The sequence below is a fragment of the Gilliamella sp. ESL0250 genome (genome assembly GCF_013345045.1).
In the GTDB taxonomy this organism is placed as follows: domain Bacteria; phylum Pseudomonadota; class Gammaproteobacteria; order Enterobacterales; family Orbaceae; genus Gilliamella; species Gilliamella apicola_H.
In genome coordinates this window covers 18,909-35,987 of sequence record NZ_JAAEDV010000007.1, presented here as the reverse complement: position 1 = coordinate 35,987, position 17,079 = coordinate 18,909, and the positions used below count along the sequence as shown (strand labels likewise).

Below are 17,079 nucleotides of genomic sequence, written 5' to 3'. Positions count from 1 at the left end.
AAACATAAGCTATTTCAGACCTTTTTTTAATCAAAAAATTAATTTATATTATTTCTTTTTAGCAACTTTTTTCTTAGGGGTCTCAACACCTTTTGCTGCGGTATGTACAGCAACATCCTCACTAATGTCCCCTTTGTCCTGATATGCACGACCATAATAGGTATCAAGCAGAATTTGTTTTAACTCTGCAATTAAAGGATAACGAGGATTAGCGCCTGTACATTGGTCATCAAAGGCATCAACCGCTAATTGATCGACTTGAGCCAAGAAAGTTTTTTCATCCACACCAAATTCTTTGATAGAAAATGGGATATCAAGATCTTTTCTAAGTTGATCTAACCAACCAATTAATTTCTCGACTTTCTTCTCATCTTTATCAGTAGCTGCGGTTAAACCTAAATGATCAGCAACTTCTGCATAGCGGATAATTGCTTTTGGATAACCGTATTGGCTAAATGTGCCTTGCTTAGTTGGTTTGTCAGTTGCATTAAAACGCACCACATTACTAATTAACATCGCATTTGCCACACCATGTGGAATATGGAAAGCAGCACCAATTTTATGCGCCATTGAGTGACAAACACCAAGGAATGCCTGAGCAAAAGCAACCCCTGCTAATGTCGCTGCACTATGTACTTTTTCTCGGGCAACAGAATTTTTAGCACCTTCCCGATAACTTGTAGGTAGATAAGTTTTAAGTATGCTTAGAGCTTGTAATGCTTGTCCATCAGAAAACTCACTAGCCATGACTGATACATAAGCCTCTAATGCATGCGTTACGGCATCATAACCACCAGCAGCACAAAGCGAGCGAGGCATATTCATCACTAAATTAGCATCAACAATAGCCATGTGTGGCGTAATTGCATAATCGGCTAATGGATATTTTTGCCCCGTTGCATCATCGGTAACAACTGCAAATGGTGTCACTTCAGAACCCGTACCTGATGTCGTTGTTACACAAATTAATTTTGCTTTTTGACCCATATTTGGGAAGTGGCAAGCACGTTTACGGATATCCATAAAGCGCAATGCTAATTCTTCGAATTTGGTTTCAGGATGCTCATATAAAACCCACATGATTTTAGCCGCATCCATTGGTGAACCACCGCCTAAAGCGATAATTGTATCCGGTTGGAATGCTTGCATTGAGTCGGTACCTTTACGGACAACACTTAATGTAGGATCTGCTTCAACATCAAAGAAAGTTTCGCAAATAACACCCTGCGCTTCTAATTGGTCAGTGATTTGTTTTGAGTAGCCGTTATTAAATAAAAATTTATCTGTTACCAAAAATACACGTTTTGCACCTTGCTCAACCACTTCATTTAAAGCTATAGGTAGTGAGCCACGTTTAAAATAGATAGAACTTGGTAATTTATGCCACAACATATTTTCTGCTCTCTTAGCGATTGTTTTCTTATTGATTAAGTGCTTCGGTCCAACATTTTCAGATACCGAGTTTCCACCCCAAGAGCCACATCCTAAAGTTAAAGATGGCGCTAAATCAAAATTATACAAATCACCAATACCACCATGAGCCGCTGGTTGATTAATTAAAATACGGCAAGTTTTCATTTTACTACCAAAATAAGCAATACGTTCACGGTTGCTATCTTGATCAGTGTAAAGAACAGAAGTATGCCCCATTCCCCCCATTTCAACTAATTTTTCCGCTTTATCTACCGCTTCAGTAAAATCTTTCGCTTTAAACATGGCTAGCGTTGGTGAAAGTTTTTCATGGGCAAATGGTTCAGATAAATCGACTTTACTCACTTCACCGACAAGGACTTTTGAACCTGCAGGCACTTTAAAACCAGCCATTTCAGCAATTTTTGTTGCTGGTTGACCAACAATATTAGCATTTAATGCACCTTTATCGTTTAAAATGATGCCTTGCACTGCTTTCGTTTCTTTAGCATTTAAAACATATGCGCCATATTGGGTTAATAAACGGCGCACTTCATCATACACAGAATCAACAACCACAATAGCTTGTTCTGAAGCACAAATCATACCATTATCAAAGGTTTTAGACATAAGTACAGAAGCCACAGCACGTTTTAAATCAGCTGTTTCATCAATAACAACAGGTGTATTACCGGCTCCAACACCTAATGCTGGTTTACCAGAACTATAAGCTGCTTTAACCATACCCGGTCCGCCCGTTGCTAAAATAGCAGCCACATCATCGTGATGCATTAATGCATTTGATAATTCGATAGATGGTTCATCAATCCAACCAATAATATCTTTTGGTGCACCGGCTTTTATTGCCGCATCTAACACAATTCGAGCTGCTTCAATCGTTGATTTTTTGGCTCTAGGATGTGGAGAGAAGACAATTGCATTACGTGTTTTTAGACTAATTAGAGATTTGAATATTGCGGTAGAAGTTGGATTAGTGGTAGGAACAATTCCACAAATAATACCAAGTGGTTCTGCTATAGTAATAGTACCAAATGGTTCATTCTCAGCCACGACGCCACAAGTTTTATCGTGACGATATTTGTTTAAAATATACTCTGCAGCAAAAAGATTTTTTATGACTTTATCTTCAACAATTCCCATTCCTGACTCAGCAACAGCTTGCTGTGCAAGAGGGATACGTGCAGCGGCAGCGGCGGTTGCTGCTGCCACAAAGATTTTGTCAACTTGCTCTTGAGTATAAGTTGAATAAGTCTCCTGTGCTTTTTTGACACGAGCCATTAACTCATTTAACTCATTCATATTAGTTACTGCCATAGATTTCTCCTTGAAATTAAAAAATAAATCGGGATCGTTTGGCGTCTTCCATGAAACTATTTAATGCTTAAGCATAATAACAAAACGAAATTGACGTTATCGTAAATCAGATTTTTACTTTATACAATAATATATTGAATAAAAAAGCATGTTAATAAAAGTAACTAATTGATTTATGCCTTTAGCTACTGAAAAAGAAAAGAAGTCATTAGACAGTAAACAAAAGGATAGCTACTTGTCATAAATAAGTAGTTATCCTTTAATGCGATTTGTGATGAAGAAAAAAGTGATTAGTTCTAAAAAGTTATACGTTACACAATTTATTTAACACATAACTAACAGCGACGAAACCAAAGGTAGCAGTAACTGTTGTAATTGCTCCAAATCCTGATTCACAGTCCATTTTTTTAGGTCCTTCTGCATCACTTTTTGTAAAGCATATTTTTCCGTTTTTAGCTGGATACGTTAATTGTTCCGTTGAAAATACACAAGGAATGGCATATTTACCTTTACTATCTTTGTTTAATTTATAATTATGCTTTAGCTTTTCACGTAACTTGGCCGCTAATGGATCTTGAATGGTTTTGGCTAAATCAGCAATTTTAATTTGTGTTGGATCTTTTTGCCCTCCAGCCCCACCAATAGTAATCACTTTTAATTTTTGTCGCTTACAATATGCAAGAACCGCTGCTTTATCATGAACACTATCAATTGCATCGATAATATAGTTATACCGTGGTGATTGCTTTGTTCCCAAATATTCGCTGACGTTATCGATATTAATAAAGTCATCAATTTCATTCACCACACATTCAGGATTAATTTGTAAAATACGCTCTGCCATCACTGAGGTTTTAGCTTTACCTATATTAGATTTTAAAGCATGAATTTGACGATTAGTATTTGTCACACATACATCATCCATATCAATTAAGGTAATTTGACCAATTCCGCTACGCGCAAGCGCTTCTGCAATCCAAGATCCCACACCGCCAATGCCAATTACACAAATATGCGCTTGCAAAAAACATTGCAAGGCTGATTCACCATAAAGCCTTGCAATACCGCTAAAACGTTGAAGATAAGATTCTGTATTCATAGACAATGATTAATGGTGCTTATACTCAAACACCTACTCTCCTGAAACTTTTTCACAAATTATAACTGTAATATTATTTTATAAACAAGTTAATAATAAATATTAGTGATACTATACCTTTTCAAGAATAAAAAACTAAATTTCTAGCTCTCATAAAGATCAACTAAATCATCCCGATGATGCGCAATAAGTAGGATATTATTTGTCATTAATTGTATTCGTTTGAGTTATTAATTTTCCCTACAATAAAACGTTGTTAACTATAATTAAAGAGGAAATAAAGAATGCGCAAACCCAAAAAACTACTTAATGATCCCAATAATGTAAGACAAGAAGTCATGCAGGGATTGATCTATGCCTATCAGGGTAGGTTAACTGCAATTTCTGAACATTGTGCCGTTTATGGTAACCATATTGCCAGTGATCAAGTAGTTATTGTCTCAGGTGGTGGTAGTGGTCACGAACCAACCTTTGCAGGATTTATTGGTAAAGGCGGAATTGATGGCTGTGCTATTGGCGAAGTTTTCACATCGCCATCTCCAGATCAAATTATTGAAGTAACCAAAGCTATAGAAAAAGGAAAAGGCGTACTATTTTTGTTTGGCAACTATTCTGGTGACGGAATGAATTTTGATATTGCAGCCGAAATATTAGGAGAAGAAAATATTGTCATCAAAACGATTCGAGCAACTGATGATATTGCTTCAGCACCATTATCTAAGATTTCTGATCGCCGTGGCGTTGCTGGTATTATGTTTTTATACAAAATTGCCGGCGCTGCCGCACAATTTGAAAAATACGATCTTGAAAATCTCTACCAAGTAGTATCGAAAGCAAACAACAATGTTCGTACCATCGGTGTCGCCCTAGATGGATGCGCATTACCTCAATCAAATCATTTCAATTTTGAATTAGATGATAACGAAATTGAAATTGGTATTGGTATTCATGGTGAAGCTGGATTACGTCGACAAGCTATAACATCATCTGATGAAGTTGTTAAAGAGATGATAGACAGCCTGTGTGATGATTTACCGTTTAAAAAAGGCGACCGCGTGTGTGTATTAATTAATAATTTAGGCGCACTAAGTAACGCCGAACTGTTCATTGTAACACGTAAAGTCGGTATTGAGCTGGATACACGCGGCATAATCAGCCATGATGTCGTTGTTGGCCATTTTTGTACATCCCTTGAAATGTCTGGTTTTTCAATTAGCTTAATGAAATTAGATGAAGAATTACAACATCTTTATGATTTACCTTGCCAAACACTAGGATGGAGAAAATAGAATGAATTTATTACAAGTTCGTAAAATGATGTTATTTACCGCAAAAAAAATGATCGAAAGTGAACCAACATTAACCGCTTTAGATCAATTAGTCGGCGATGGCGATCACGGTATCGGTATGAAACGTGGATTTACAGCTATCATGGTGCTACTACAAGACGAAAAATTTCAACCAACTAATATAGGTGATTTTTTTACGCAAATTGGTACAAAATTAATGATAAGTATGGGCGGAGCTTCTGGCGCTATTTTTGGTACTTTATTTAGAGCGGGCGGAAAAAGTATTACAGGCGTAACAGAGTTTGATTCTGATGTATTATCAAAACTCCTTAATGAAGGTTGGCAGGCAGTCTATCAACGCGGAAAAGCCAAACCGGGGGATAAGACTATGGTTGATGCCTTAGCCGCTAGTGCAACAACCGCAAGTCAATTAACATCTTCGAAGTTAATCGATGCGCTCCCTAAAATAGCACAATCTGCTATGGAAGGCGCAGAAAAAACGAAACAGATGATCGCTGTATTTGGACGAACTAAAAATTTAGGTGAACGTGCAATTGGTCACATGGATCCGGGAGCGGCTTCAATGGCGTATATCTTAAAATATATGAATGAATATATCCAAACCCAATAAAACAATAAATCCGCCGATATCATCGGCGGACATCATCATCACAATATCGATAAAAGAATATTCTAAGTATTATTGATAAAATGTCTAAATATTCAAACAACATCTAATTTTTTAAAATAAAATTTTTTACTGATTCACTATTTTTCTATTAATTGACTAAAATAAATAGACTAAAAATTATTTTTTAAATTTAATTTGTGAAGGATAGACCCAACGCTGTAACTCCTCTGACGGAAATCCACCCGGATCTTTACCGCCATTAATCAGTAAAGCGTGATAGTATATTTCAGCCATTTCTTCAATATATGCAGCCTTTAATACAGCTTCATACGGATCTTTGTCTACGGCAATAGCACCATGCTTTTCCATTAAAATGGCATCAGCTCGTTTTATGGGTTCTATAACGCTATTTGAAAGGTCTGGAGTACCCGGTCGCCCATAGGGTGCAACAGGGATCACACCATCTTTTAAATTAAGAATTGCACACTCATAAACAACGGCAGGAATAGGTTTTGCTAATACAGCAAATGATGTTGCAAAAATAGAATGCGTGTGTGAAATAGCAAAAACATCTGGACGAGCTTTATAAATCTCAAGATGCATTAAACACTCACTGGTTGGTCTCAATCCTGAATCGGCTTCAATAACATTAGCATCAAGATCCATCACGACAATATCCCGAATTGTTAACAACTTTTTATCAATTGTTGTTGGCGTGACAAGAACATACCCTGACTCTTTATCACGAACGCTAGAATTACCTGCTTTATGTTTACAAAGCCCCCACTCACTCGATTTTTTAGCCATGTCGACTACATATTGTTTTTGTATCTCTAACATTGTGTAACTCCTATTTTGACAAGATATTCATTGATAATTGGCAAACAATTCCCAAATTTCATTGCTATTTTTGGCATTTCGTATGCGCGTTGCGCCTTCGTGAAATTCTAATAATTCATTTAATTGAGCAAGTGCTTTAAGGTGTTTTTGAGGATTATTTGTTGCTAAAACAACAATTAAATCTGCTTGCATATAACCACAAATAGTGATTCTTTCTGATAATTTAAGTAAAGACATAGCGACTTTATTTACACCATCATCAATACCAGCATGGGCAATAATTAACCCATCGACCAGCATAATGTAAGGTTGCTCAAATTGGATTTTATTCACCATTCTTTCAAGATACTCACTTTCTATGGATTGGTTGTTTAACAATGGTTGAGCGGCTAATGCCAATGCATCCTCCCATGCTATATTCACTTTTTCTATAATATTGATATGTTCTTTTTGCATTAAATCAGCTAATGAAGGAATTTCCTGTTGTGTTATTAGTACGGGGTTATCATTCATTTCATCGTTATAAAGGTATGCGGTTAACTCCTTTTGCAGTGCTTTTTGATCTTTGATATTGCTATATTTTTCAATAATTAACATCAGCTCATCAATTTGAATAATGCTAGGATCAATACCTTGTAAAGTGCCAATCACTTGATGACGAAAAGCATTTTTATGAAAGTTATTCAGTGAAGGATTAACAATAAATAACAATTTATCGGTAGATAAATGTGAGGTAGAAAAAACAATATCATAATAATGATGATATTTTTCAAACTCACGTTTAGACATGGCATCAGAAAAATGTAATTCTGGAAGCAATACTTGTAAAGTCAGGTAAAGATAAGTTGAGACAGTTGCACTATTTTCGCAAACAAAAATAGCGATCTTCTTTGTTTTAATTCGATTAATCAAACCTTCTCGAGTTAACCAACCGCCCAAAAGTACAGTAATAAAAGCGACCTCTTCATCTGGCATATTACAATGCAATATTTTTTCAAAAGGGGAAATCGCTTTTCTTACCATTTCATGTAAGTGACCAAATTCTTGCAATACAATATCATATACACTGTTGATATTAGAAATATGATATCGAATACGATAATAAGCAGGTTTCCAATGCTGATAAATACGTTCAATCAGTTCGCTCTTATCTTTAAAGGTGATACAACTAATCTGTTCAAAATTAGCAATAACCTCAACGACGCTTTCTAATAGCACCGCATCTAAATGGAAATATTTATCGGATAGAGTTTGTATATTAGAGCTTTGCACTAATACCATTAAAAAAATTTGCTCATTAAGATCAGTGATACCAAATTTTTCAATGAGCTTTTTCAATAATTGAAAATCACGGCCATTTGCAACTTCAGTATAATTTTCTGGCAAAAGCGCAATTTTTTTATCGGTTTCTATGCGCTGTAACATAAAACAAATAAAGTAAGTTAGCTCTTGCAACTGCTCATCAGTAAAAACAATTTTTAATTTTTTTTCTATTTCGCTGAAAACCTGCCCCACTTGTTCTAAACGACCTTGGGTAATAATCTCATTTTCTCTAAAAATTTTGTCAGCTATTGGCATACTAATAATTCGACGAATTAATTTTAGCAACAAATAACGTTTGTCAATTTCATTACCGATAATGCGATAACCATTCTCGCGGTCATAGTTGATTTGTAAATGATATTGAACAATCATTGCTTGTACTTTTTTGATATCATTGATAACGGTGTTTTGACTGACAGTAAGCGACGAAGAAAGATGTATTAACGACATTCTTTCCGTTCTAATTAATAGAAAAAAGAGTAGTAAATGAACTCGTTCATCTTCAGAATAAATATAACGTCCAATAGCAAGCGATACAGGCTCATCCCTAAAGGTTTCTATCACTAATTTAGGAATACTAAACTTACCTGTTTTAAATCGTTTAATTAATTCAAGATTAGATGATTCAAGAAAGTCATTAATTTTCTTAATGGTATAACTAAGCTGTTTACGAGTTAATCCAAATTCAGATTGAAGCTCAACGCCACTCATATTTGGATTATGAATTAATGCTTTTAAAACAGCATGAATTCGCTTATCGACAACCATATAATAATTACCTTATTGTTCGTTGTCTGATGGTAACTAACCTTACCACCAGATTTACTGCAAAATATGTTCAACGAATACTTTATAACTCATTTATTCATTATTTTTTTTTGCTATATCCTGCATAGCCTCTTTGCGCAGTTCACAAGCATAAAAGAAATACCCCACACACCAATAAACAGCAAAAAATAATGGAGCAAAATAGCCTTTTAAGCATTGCCAAATAAATGAAAATGCATAAGTAAAAATAGGCGCATCGATTGAACTATTTGAAATTAGCTGATTAGCTGGGATATCAATAGCCTTAGTTGTTAATCCTAAATCGGTAATAATCGGTGCAAATTGAGTTCCAACAAATAAGAAGAATGGCACACCAATGATGGCTAAAATCACCATTCTTAATGTGTTTCCTTTAGTTAAAATATATGCAGGAACAATAAGTGCCAAATTGATAATGCCAGCAAAAGGGAGAAGCTTGTTACCAGGTAAAATAACAGCCCAAATTAAGGTAAAAGGAATAGCTGCGATAACTGTAAACCAAATTTCACTTGAACCACCCATAAATGGCCAATCCAAGCCAACAAATAATTTACGTCCAGCAAAGCGTTTATTCATATATTCACTAATTGCTTCAGAAATTGGCGATAATGCCTGCATAAATAACTTAGAAATCATTGGAAATAACATAAGCGCTGTAGCGGCTTGCACACCCAGCATTAAAATAGCTGCAACATCATAACCAGCAATAATCCCGAAAATCACACCTAACAAAAAACCAATCACATGATTTTCAGCAAATACACCAATTTTAGAACGTAATGTCGCTGCATCCATTGGTTTATTTAAAATAGGTATTTTGCGAAGGAGTAGATCAAAAGGATAATAAATCGCACTGAAAAATAACATTCTATGAGTACAAGTTACCCCCGGAATGCCCGTTAGTTTTTCAATTCGATGTTGGTTAATATCCCCCGAATTAAGCTCTAATATGATCTGCAAAGTAGCAATAATAAAGGCAAGAGGCAAAGCCACAACAGCACCTAAAATTGGGGTAGCGACGGCAACCACAATAAATGCGGTAAAAATTTTTCCCCACACATTCCATAAGTCTGCGTTAAAGGTATCAGTCTTTTTTAATACCAACATTAAAATATTGATACCTACTTGCAAAGGAAACATAAGAAAAGCATATGGCCAAGCCCAAGATACGTTCGCCATAGTTGTCCAACCGCCATCGATAATACTCAATTCAATTCCTGTTCTCTCCATCATAGTTTGCGCAGCTAAGCCAATAGCTCCCACCATAAAACCAATCAACATACTCATACCAACAAATGCCACACCTAGCGTAATGGCAGCCGAAGCACCATCTCTAAATTTCATGCGTACAATTAAACCCGCAATGAGCATAATGAATGGTACAAAAACTGGCGCACCTAAATTCAAAATATAATTTATAATTGTTCCTAAAAATTCCATATTTGTACTCCTATTTACAGGCATCAATAATTTTTTGTAGCTCCGCTTCCATATTTATTCCTGTTAGAAACGCAATACCATTGATGACAGGAATAGGGTACTGTTTTTCAATTTTAGTTATCGCTATATAAGCAGCACTATTTTTAATGTGAGTATCGACAGATTTCAGATCTACAACTTCTACTTTTATCTCATCAAGATTCCGTTCTTTTAATAAACGAGTAACCTTGCTGGCGACGGTTTGTGATGTGGCCACTCCGCTGCCACATGCAACAATAACTTTTTTCATAATGCCTCCTTATAAATTGATATTGGATGTCAATAGTGTAAAAATTTCATGTTCAGTTTTTGCGTGATAAAGTTCTTCTAAAAAACGCGAATTCACAAAGCAGGACATCAATTTTTGCAATAAATCAATATGCCCATCCTTTTGATTAAACCCTAGCAAAAACACAAAGTTAGCCTTTAACACATGGTCATTATTTGCCATTTCACGCCATGGAATGGTTTCTTTGGCTCGAGTAAAAAAGATAAACGGTCTAATAACATGTTCGACATCAGTATGCGGCATCGCAACCACATAAGGCTCAGTTGGTAATGCGGTAGGAAATGAAGACTCTCTTTGTTTAATTGCATCTAAAAAGGAATGATTTACATAACCACCACTTTTTAAAATAGGAAAAGTAAAATCGAAAAATTGATTTGTATCTTGAAAGTTTTTATCTAAAAGAATCAAATCTTGAAAAAACATTTGGTCGTTAGATTCATTTCCCATTTCATCCTCCATCATGATGTGATCAGCAAACTTTTAGAAATATTGTTAATTTGCTATTGCTAGAGTTAAATCAACACTAATTTGATAGCATCAATTGTAGGAAATTAAGATAAAAGAAACGAATGGAATTGATACCAAATAATATCCATGATATTGCTCATCACAGGGACAATGATGTAGCTCTCCCTTAAACTATTGCAACTCAAAAGTAGCAATTCGCTATTATAAAAACAGAGGGGAGTAAACTAGAAAACCATGATGAAGCACCAAATTGTATCAATATAAAAAAGCAAGCGCTGGCATTTGAGTTAAATCTCTATGCTATGGAGTGGCCTCTAAATAATTTAAATAAGGTGCGTTAATCAACGGCATTGTTAATGATAACAAACTGTTGCTTGACAACGACCTTAAATTTAGTAAGGATATTATTTGACTTTGTACTATTTTATTTTAACGGAATTTTTCTAAAAAGAATTTAATACATTGAGCCTAAGGAAACTACTATTACCAACTGTCGCTATATAAAAAATATAGCTCGTATTGATAAAAAGATTAAGGATTGTTTTATGACTTGGATAACCGTAAAATCCGTCACCTATCCCCGTCAATCCTCAAAAGTAATTGCCAAAGTCAAGGCGGGAGTGAGACCATTAGAAAAAATTTTAATTCGAAGAATACCCGTTAATTTGCTGGTATTTGAAGTTGGACATTTTTGGATTGAATTTTTGCATGAAGACGAAGCCGAAATAGATGAGTTTATGAAAGACACCCTAACAAAGGGATTAAAAGAAAAAGATATTATTGATGAAAATGGGCATCCACTACAAAGCTCAACCAAAGCCAACTGTTTTCGGGAAAGTTATGGTTGGTATCCTGTAGGAATACCGTTCCAACCATTAAATATTTTTAATGACAAAAGCATTATATCAAGTGATGGGATTTTAAATGGCGACCACACACAAAGGCGAAAAGCAGATAAAAACAAAAAAGTAACCGAATTAACTCATACAGAAAACCGCAAAGCTGGACGGAAATCCAATCATAATGAATATTCTAGTCGAGCCTTTGACCCACATCAAAATGGTCGTTTTCATCCTAATAAAATTAAATTTACCACTCATCCCTATGTTTTGCCGAGTGATACACGAACTGATGAAGAGATATTTAATGATATTAGAGCATTTGCCCAGAAGTTTGAGGATGAGTGGAGTTGGGCCAATGATAGTTATAAGGAAACCAATTGCCATACCCTTTTATTTCTTTTATTAGCTAACTGTAATTTAGCAGATCCTGATTGTATTGGAGAAAAATTAGATAAACATTTTAAACGTTATAAAAAATCGTTAGATAAACATTCTAAAGGAGCAAAAGAAACAACTAGAACAAGAATTAAATTGGTAAAAAAACTATCAAACATATCTAAAAGTACGAAGTTAGAATAGCACAACTAGTAAATTTAAATTGAAAGGAGTTGATGTTGATATGAAAAACTTGGTAAAAATATGCTTAATCCCTTTTTTATTATGGGCGGGAACTTTTCACTGTGTTTTGGCAGAGGTAAACATGAATAATCAACAACAAATGATACAAAAATTAAAAGCTCAGGGCATTGTGCCCAATAATATCTATTTTCAACATAATTTTCAGATTTTTCTTGATAATGAAGATAGTTATCCAGAGGAAGATTTATTTTCATCATTAACTAGTTTAGAAAACCATCCAGATATGTATGAAATGGCAATTCAAAATATAGCTCAGGTAAAATTAAATAAAAACTATCAATATAGTGATATCTTTCAACGAGAACGCAATATTATCGAAATATTATATCCAACTGATCCCTTTCAATCACTAGCGGATGGGGTTTACTTTTATACCTTAGATGAACATAAGCAATTACATAAACAAGCCTCATTCGATGCGGTTTTTGAGATGCCTTGCTATTTACGGGTTGAAAAAAAACAAGGCATAGTTGTTAGTACCCAAAAAAGATGTTTAGCTTCTATTAGTCATTATCATTATGATTATTGGCAAAATCATAATTTAAAGAACCTTAAAATAGAATTATATGATAATAGTCATAATACTATATATTCTTCTGAAATATGGTTTGATGAAAATACGGGATTAATGACCAAAGCGATTAAAAAAAATATCAAAACAGGGCGTTATATCGTTGAATCCTATATTAGACAAGATGGCATTTATGAAATTGATGATTATTTTGATAACCAGGGAATTAAAACTAATCATGTGATCCATTATGAAAAACCCAAACATATAGAAAATCAAATTTTAAATAAAAATGGCAAAGTAATTAAAACTAAAAAACAAGAGCCGGAAGAAATCTTTGATTTTGAAAAAGATTTACCCGAACCCTATCCTTATAATAAATTAATCATGAATGTACAAAAAAGTAATGCATTATTAACCGATACGATCTTTGAACAGAGTATTGGCGATAATAGTAACTATGATAGTGAGGCGATTAATAGAGCACAATATTTAGGTATTAAGCCCCATCAAGTTTATTACCATCAATTACCTTTTCCCGGTTTTATGGCAGAGCGATACAAAAACTTCCCCCATCAAGCTCCATTAACTTTAATTCAAGCCGAAAACCAATCTCCTCATGATAAATATAGCGATTTAATCCAAGTAGAAATAGGTGATAATTATCAGTATAAAAAAATCAATAAAACAAAATGGCAACAATCGCCAATTTCACTACCTTTAGCGCAGTTTAAATCATTAGAAAATGGTGTGTATTTTTATACGCTGACAGATAAAGACCAATTAACGCCATTAGATAGCATTGAGCAGGCTGTTAGCTTACCCACTTATATCCGTGTTGAAAAAGAAATGGGCAAAATCATATCAATATTACAAAAAAAACGAATACAGCGGTTATCCACCGAATTTGAATATAAAAAAAATGCCCCTATTAGCAGTAAATTGACCGTACTTGAAAGCCTAGTGATACCTAAATTAATGATAGAAACCAAGTATGAAAAAGGTAGTTATATACCGTTATCTCAAATTATCAAAAATGAACAAGGAACCACCATCAGAACATTTATACATTGTAAAAAGAAAAACATTACTGCGATATTAGAAAGGTTTAATGAGCAGGGCATTAAAACTAACCATATTGAAATATCAAATGAAGGAGATATCCTGAACCAATATCTTGATAATAAAGGCAATTTATTATTTACCACCCATGAGATTGAAGACCAAAATAATCCTCAACTCTATGATAATTTACCTTTTAACCCTGATGGTTTTGAAATGATACTATTTGAACATGTTTAATGAAAAAAATAATAACTAAATAATTTAGATAACTTAAATAAGGTGCGTTAATCAACAGCATTGTTAATGATAACAAACTGTTGCTTGACAGCAACGTGAAATCGGGTAAGGATATTGTTTAATATTTTCTCTATTTTAATGTTGTTACTATGAATCAAACGCACTTATCTTATCCTGTCTCTCCTCTTGATTTTAGTGATGATCAGATAAATGTTAGCTACCTTAAACAGCAACTTGATGAGTTTCAGCAATGGTCAATGGCTCAATTTGAGCAACAAACAGATATTGATATATTAGTGCATTTGCGCAGCCAATTTATTGACCGTTTACTTCAGCGTTTATGGTGTTTTTACCAAATTCCTAAACATGTTTCTTCTTTTTTCAAACGCAATCGCATCGCTTTGGTTGCCGTTGGGGGCTATGGTCGGGCTGAATTACATCCATTGTCAGATATTGATATTTTGATTCTAAGTGACTACCCATTGACTAAAGAGATTGAAAAACAGATCGGTGATTTGGTTCGCTTGTTATGGGATTTGCATTTAGATATAGGTCACAGTGTTAGAACATTGAGAATTTGTCTACAAGAAGCGAAAAATGATATCACCATAATGAGTAATTTGATTGAATCAAGACTTATCTCTGGCAATCAATTACTATTAGATGAATTACACAAACAAATTTTTAGCGATAAGATATGGCCTTCTCGTGCTTTTTATAAAGCAAAAATTAAAGAACAACAAAATCGCCACCAGCAGTATCACAGTACCTCTTATAATCTAGAACCTGATTTGAAAAATAGCCCAGGCGGATTGCGCGATATGCAGATAATCCAATGGATCGCCATTCGCCATTTTGGGGGTAAATTTTTACAAAAAATGGCTGACTTCAATTATTTAACCCCTGAAGATATTGAAGACTTCAAAACTTGCCGTAAATTTTTATGGCGAATGCGTTTTGCCTTACACTGCGTGATCTCACGTTATGATAACCGCTTGCTTTTTGATCGGCAGCTTAGCATTGCCAATATGCTAGGTTACAAAGGTGAAGGTAACACACCAGTAGAAAAAATGATGCACGACTACTACCGTGTCGCTCACAATATTACTGAACTCAATCAGATGTTATTACAACTGTTTTATGAATCGATACTTGAGAATAACCTAAAAAATAAACCTTATGATATTGATGAATATTTTCAAATTAGAGAAAACTTAATTGATATAAAAGATGATAACCTCTTTAAAAAAGATCCTGTCATGATTATGCAGCTTTTTTATACTATTTTGCTTAATCCACAAATTACAGGGCTTTATTCAAACACCATTAGGCAGTTACGTTCGGCAAGAAGAAAATTAAAAGCTTTGCTATGTGAAGATCCTAAATCTCGGCAAATTTTTATGATGATCATCAAACACCCTGACGCAATAAAAAAAGCCATTTTACCCATGCATCAATATGGCATATTAGCCGCATATATTCCAGACTGGAAGCATATCGCTGGCATGATGCAATTTGATCTTTTTCATGCTTATACCGTTGATGAACATACCATTCGGTTGCTAATTGAATTAGATAACCTAAAAACAGATAGCGGCAAACAAAAGCATCCTAATAGTTCGACCGTATTTGCTAAATTATCCAAACCCGAACTACTTATTATCACAGGTTTATTTCATGATATAGGTAAAGGTCGCCATGGTGATCATTCTGAAATAGGTGCACAGCTCGTTGAAAAATTTTGTCAATTACACCAGCTAGATGCCAAAGATACCGATTTAATTATTTGGTTAGTACGCTATCACTTACTGATGTCGGTAACCGCACAAAGTCGCGATTTGCAAGATCCCGCCGTCATTAGAGAATTTATTCAACAAGTAAAAAGTAAGCGCCGCTTACAGTATTTGCTCTGTTTAACTATTGCCGATGTTTGTGCAACCAATGAAACGCTTTGGAATAGTTGGAAGCAAAGCCTAATGCGTGAGCTCTATTTTACCGCAATGCGATCTTTTGATTCAGGTATCCACCAAATTCCAGAGCAACGAAGTATTGCAAGGCAACACAAACAAGAAGCACTCGCGACTTTACTCAAACAAAATTACGATGAATGGCAAATCAAGAATCTTTGGCAAGACTGTCGAGTTGACTACTTTCTGCGGTATACAACAGAACAAATTGTTATACATGCTCAAAATTTATTACATCATGATTTAACGCAAACCTTAGTGTTAATCAATCCAAATCCATATCATGGTGGCAGTGAGATTTTTATTTATTCGCCAGATAGACCTTATCTATTTGCAACTGTTTGTAATACACTCAGTATGCATAATTTAACTATTCATGATGCACTCATTATTACCAATAAAAAAGGATTTGCCCTTGATACATTTATTGTACTTGAACCAAATGGGCAAACAGTGCAAGCAGATCGGCATCAAGGCATTATCAAAGCTCTAGAAAAGGCACTACAACACCCTGTTTATCAAGGAGTGACAATTAAACCACTAAAGAAAAGATTGCAATCTTTTTCTGTACCAACACAAGTCAATTTTTTATCCGCTTTCAATGAAAGGCAAACGTATATGGAGCTCATTGCATTAGACATGCCTGGCTTACTTGCTTGTGTCGGCGAAATATTTGCTAATTTAGATTTATCATTACGGAGTGCTAAAATTGCCACTATTGGTGAACATATTGAAGATTTATTTATCTTAACAGATAAATACAACAATGCACTGGATGACACTACCTGTAATCAATTACGAGAATTGATCGTAACTACCATTGATTCAATGAACTAATTAATCAAATT

The 17,079-nt window shown here is 34.6% G+C and carries 12 protein-coding genes; 5 read left to right on the top strand and 7 right to left on the bottom strand.

The annotated features are described in order from the left end of the window. Positions 1 to 48: 48 nt before the first annotated feature. The gene (gene adhE / locus GYY69_RS06955) at positions 49 to 2,745 is read right to left on the bottom strand and encodes a bifunctional acetaldehyde-CoA/alcohol dehydrogenase (protein ID WP_174797021.1); all 2,697 of its coding nucleotides are present in this window, start codon (positions 2,743 to 2,745) and stop codon (positions 49 to 51) included. Between the two features lie 304 nt (positions 2,746 to 3,049). After that, positions 3,050 to 3,844, bottom strand: coding sequence for a tRNA cyclic N6-threonylcarbamoyladenosine(37) synthase TcdA (gene tcdA, locus GYY69_RS06950; RefSeq protein WP_174797020.1), 795 nt, complete (start codon positions 3,842 to 3,844; stop codon positions 3,050 to 3,052). Positions 3,845 to 4,128: 284 nt separating this feature from the next. Between tcdA and GYY69_RS06945 the strand changes: the two genes are divergently transcribed. Next, entirely contained in the window at positions 4,129 to 5,133 is a 1,005-nt protein-coding gene (locus GYY69_RS06945) for a dihydroxyacetone kinase subunit DhaK (RefSeq protein ID WP_174797019.1), read from the top strand. A 1-nt stretch (position 5,134) separates the two neighbouring features. Further along, positions 5,135 to 5,764, top strand: coding sequence for a dihydroxyacetone kinase subunit DhaL (gene dhaL, locus GYY69_RS06940; RefSeq protein ID WP_174797018.1), 630 nt, complete (start codon positions 5,135 to 5,137; stop codon positions 5,762 to 5,764). A gap of 177 nt (positions 5,765 to 5,941) precedes the next feature. Here dhaL and GYY69_RS06935 read toward each other — a convergent pair whose 3' ends face one another. The 5 genes from GYY69_RS06935 to GYY69_RS06915 form a co-directional block, all read right to left on the bottom strand. Beyond that, positions 5,942 to 6,604, bottom strand: a complete 663-nt coding sequence (locus GYY69_RS06935; protein ID WP_174797017.1) for a class II aldolase/adducin family protein — start codon at positions 6,602 to 6,604, stop codon at positions 5,942 to 5,944. A 27-nt stretch (positions 6,605 to 6,631) separates the two neighbouring features. Next, entirely contained in the window at positions 6,632 to 8,695 is a 2,064-nt protein-coding gene (locus GYY69_RS06930) for a BglG family transcription antiterminator (RefSeq protein ID WP_174797016.1), read from the bottom strand. A gap of 93 nt (positions 8,696 to 8,788) precedes the next feature. Beyond that, on the bottom strand, positions 8,789 to 10,174 hold the full coding sequence (locus GYY69_RS06925; RefSeq protein WP_174797015.1) for a PTS galactitol transporter subunit IIC: 1,386 nt from the start codon (positions 10,172 to 10,174) through the stop codon (positions 8,789 to 8,791). A 10-nt stretch (positions 10,175 to 10,184) separates the two neighbouring features. Then, positions 10,185 to 10,463, bottom strand: a complete 279-nt coding sequence (locus tag GYY69_RS06920; protein ID WP_065566501.1) for a PTS sugar transporter subunit IIB — start codon at positions 10,461 to 10,463, stop codon at positions 10,185 to 10,187. Positions 10,464 to 10,472: 9 nt separating this feature from the next. Continuing rightward, a complete protein-coding gene (locus GYY69_RS06915) occupies positions 10,473 to 10,949 on the bottom strand; it encodes a PTS sugar transporter subunit IIA (RefSeq protein ID WP_174797014.1) in 477 nt (158 codons plus the stop codon). Positions 10,950 to 11,515: 566 nt separating this feature from the next. Here GYY69_RS06915 and GYY69_RS06910 point away from each other — a divergent pair. The 3 genes from GYY69_RS06910 (at position 11,516) to glnD (ending at position 17,068) form a co-directional block, all read left to right on the top strand. Then, complete coding sequence (locus tag GYY69_RS06910; RefSeq protein WP_174797013.1) at positions 11,516 to 12,391, top strand: hypothetical protein; 876 nt, start codon at positions 11,516 to 11,518, stop codon at positions 12,389 to 12,391. Positions 12,392 to 12,431: 40 nt separating this feature from the next. Continuing rightward, positions 12,432 to 14,264, top strand: a complete 1,833-nt coding sequence (locus GYY69_RS06905) for a hypothetical protein (protein ID WP_174797012.1) — start codon at positions 12,432 to 12,434, stop codon at positions 14,262 to 14,264. Positions 14,265 to 14,413: 149 nt separating this feature from the next. Beyond that, entirely contained in the window at positions 14,414 to 17,068 is a 2,655-nt protein-coding gene (gene glnD / locus GYY69_RS06900) for a bifunctional uridylyltransferase/uridylyl-removing protein GlnD (RefSeq protein WP_174797011.1), read from the top strand. Positions 17,069 to 17,079: the final 11 nt, after the last annotated feature.

What these genes read in the sequence shown, in the direction of transcription:
- glnD (WP_174797011.1), top strand. Translation starts at nt 14,414, where the DNA reads ATGAATCAAACGCACTTATCTTATCCTGTCTCTCCTCTTGATTTTAGT.
- GYY69_RS06945 (WP_174797019.1), top strand. Translation starts at nt 4,129, where the DNA reads ATGCGCAAACCCAAAAAACTACTTAATGATCCCAATAATGTAAGACAA.
- GYY69_RS06930 (WP_174797016.1), bottom strand. Translation starts at nt 8,695, where the DNA reads ATGGTTGTCGATAAGCGAATTCATGCTGTTTTAAAAGCATTAATTCAT.
- adhE (WP_174797021.1), bottom strand. Translation starts at nt 2,745, where the DNA reads ATGGCAGTAACTAATATGAATGAGTTAAATGAGTTAATGGCTCGTGTC.
- GYY69_RS06920 (WP_065566501.1), bottom strand. Translation starts at nt 10,463, where the DNA reads ATGAAAAAAGTTATTGTTGCATGTGGCAGCGGAGTGGCCACATCACAA.
- dhaL (WP_174797018.1), top strand. Translation starts at nt 5,135, where the DNA reads ATGAATTTATTACAAGTTCGTAAAATGATGTTATTTACCGCAAAAAAA.
- GYY69_RS06905 (WP_174797012.1), top strand. Translation starts at nt 12,432, where the DNA reads ATGAAAAACTTGGTAAAAATATGCTTAATCCCTTTTTTATTATGGGCG.
- GYY69_RS06915 (WP_174797014.1), bottom strand. Translation starts at nt 10,949, where the DNA reads ATGGGAAATGAATCTAACGACCAAATGTTTTTTCAAGATTTGATTCTT.
- tcdA (WP_174797020.1), bottom strand. Translation starts at nt 3,844, where the DNA reads ATGAATACAGAATCTTATCTTCAACGTTTTAGCGGTATTGCAAGGCTT.
- GYY69_RS06925 (WP_174797015.1), bottom strand. Translation starts at nt 10,174, where the DNA reads ATGGAATTTTTAGGAACAATTATAAATTATATTTTGAATTTAGGTGCG.
- GYY69_RS06935 (WP_174797017.1), bottom strand. Translation starts at nt 6,604, where the DNA reads ATGTTAGAGATACAAAAACAATATGTAGTCGACATGGCTAAAAAATCG.
- GYY69_RS06910 (WP_174797013.1), top strand. Translation starts at nt 11,516, where the DNA reads ATGACTTGGATAACCGTAAAATCCGTCACCTATCCCCGTCAATCCTCA.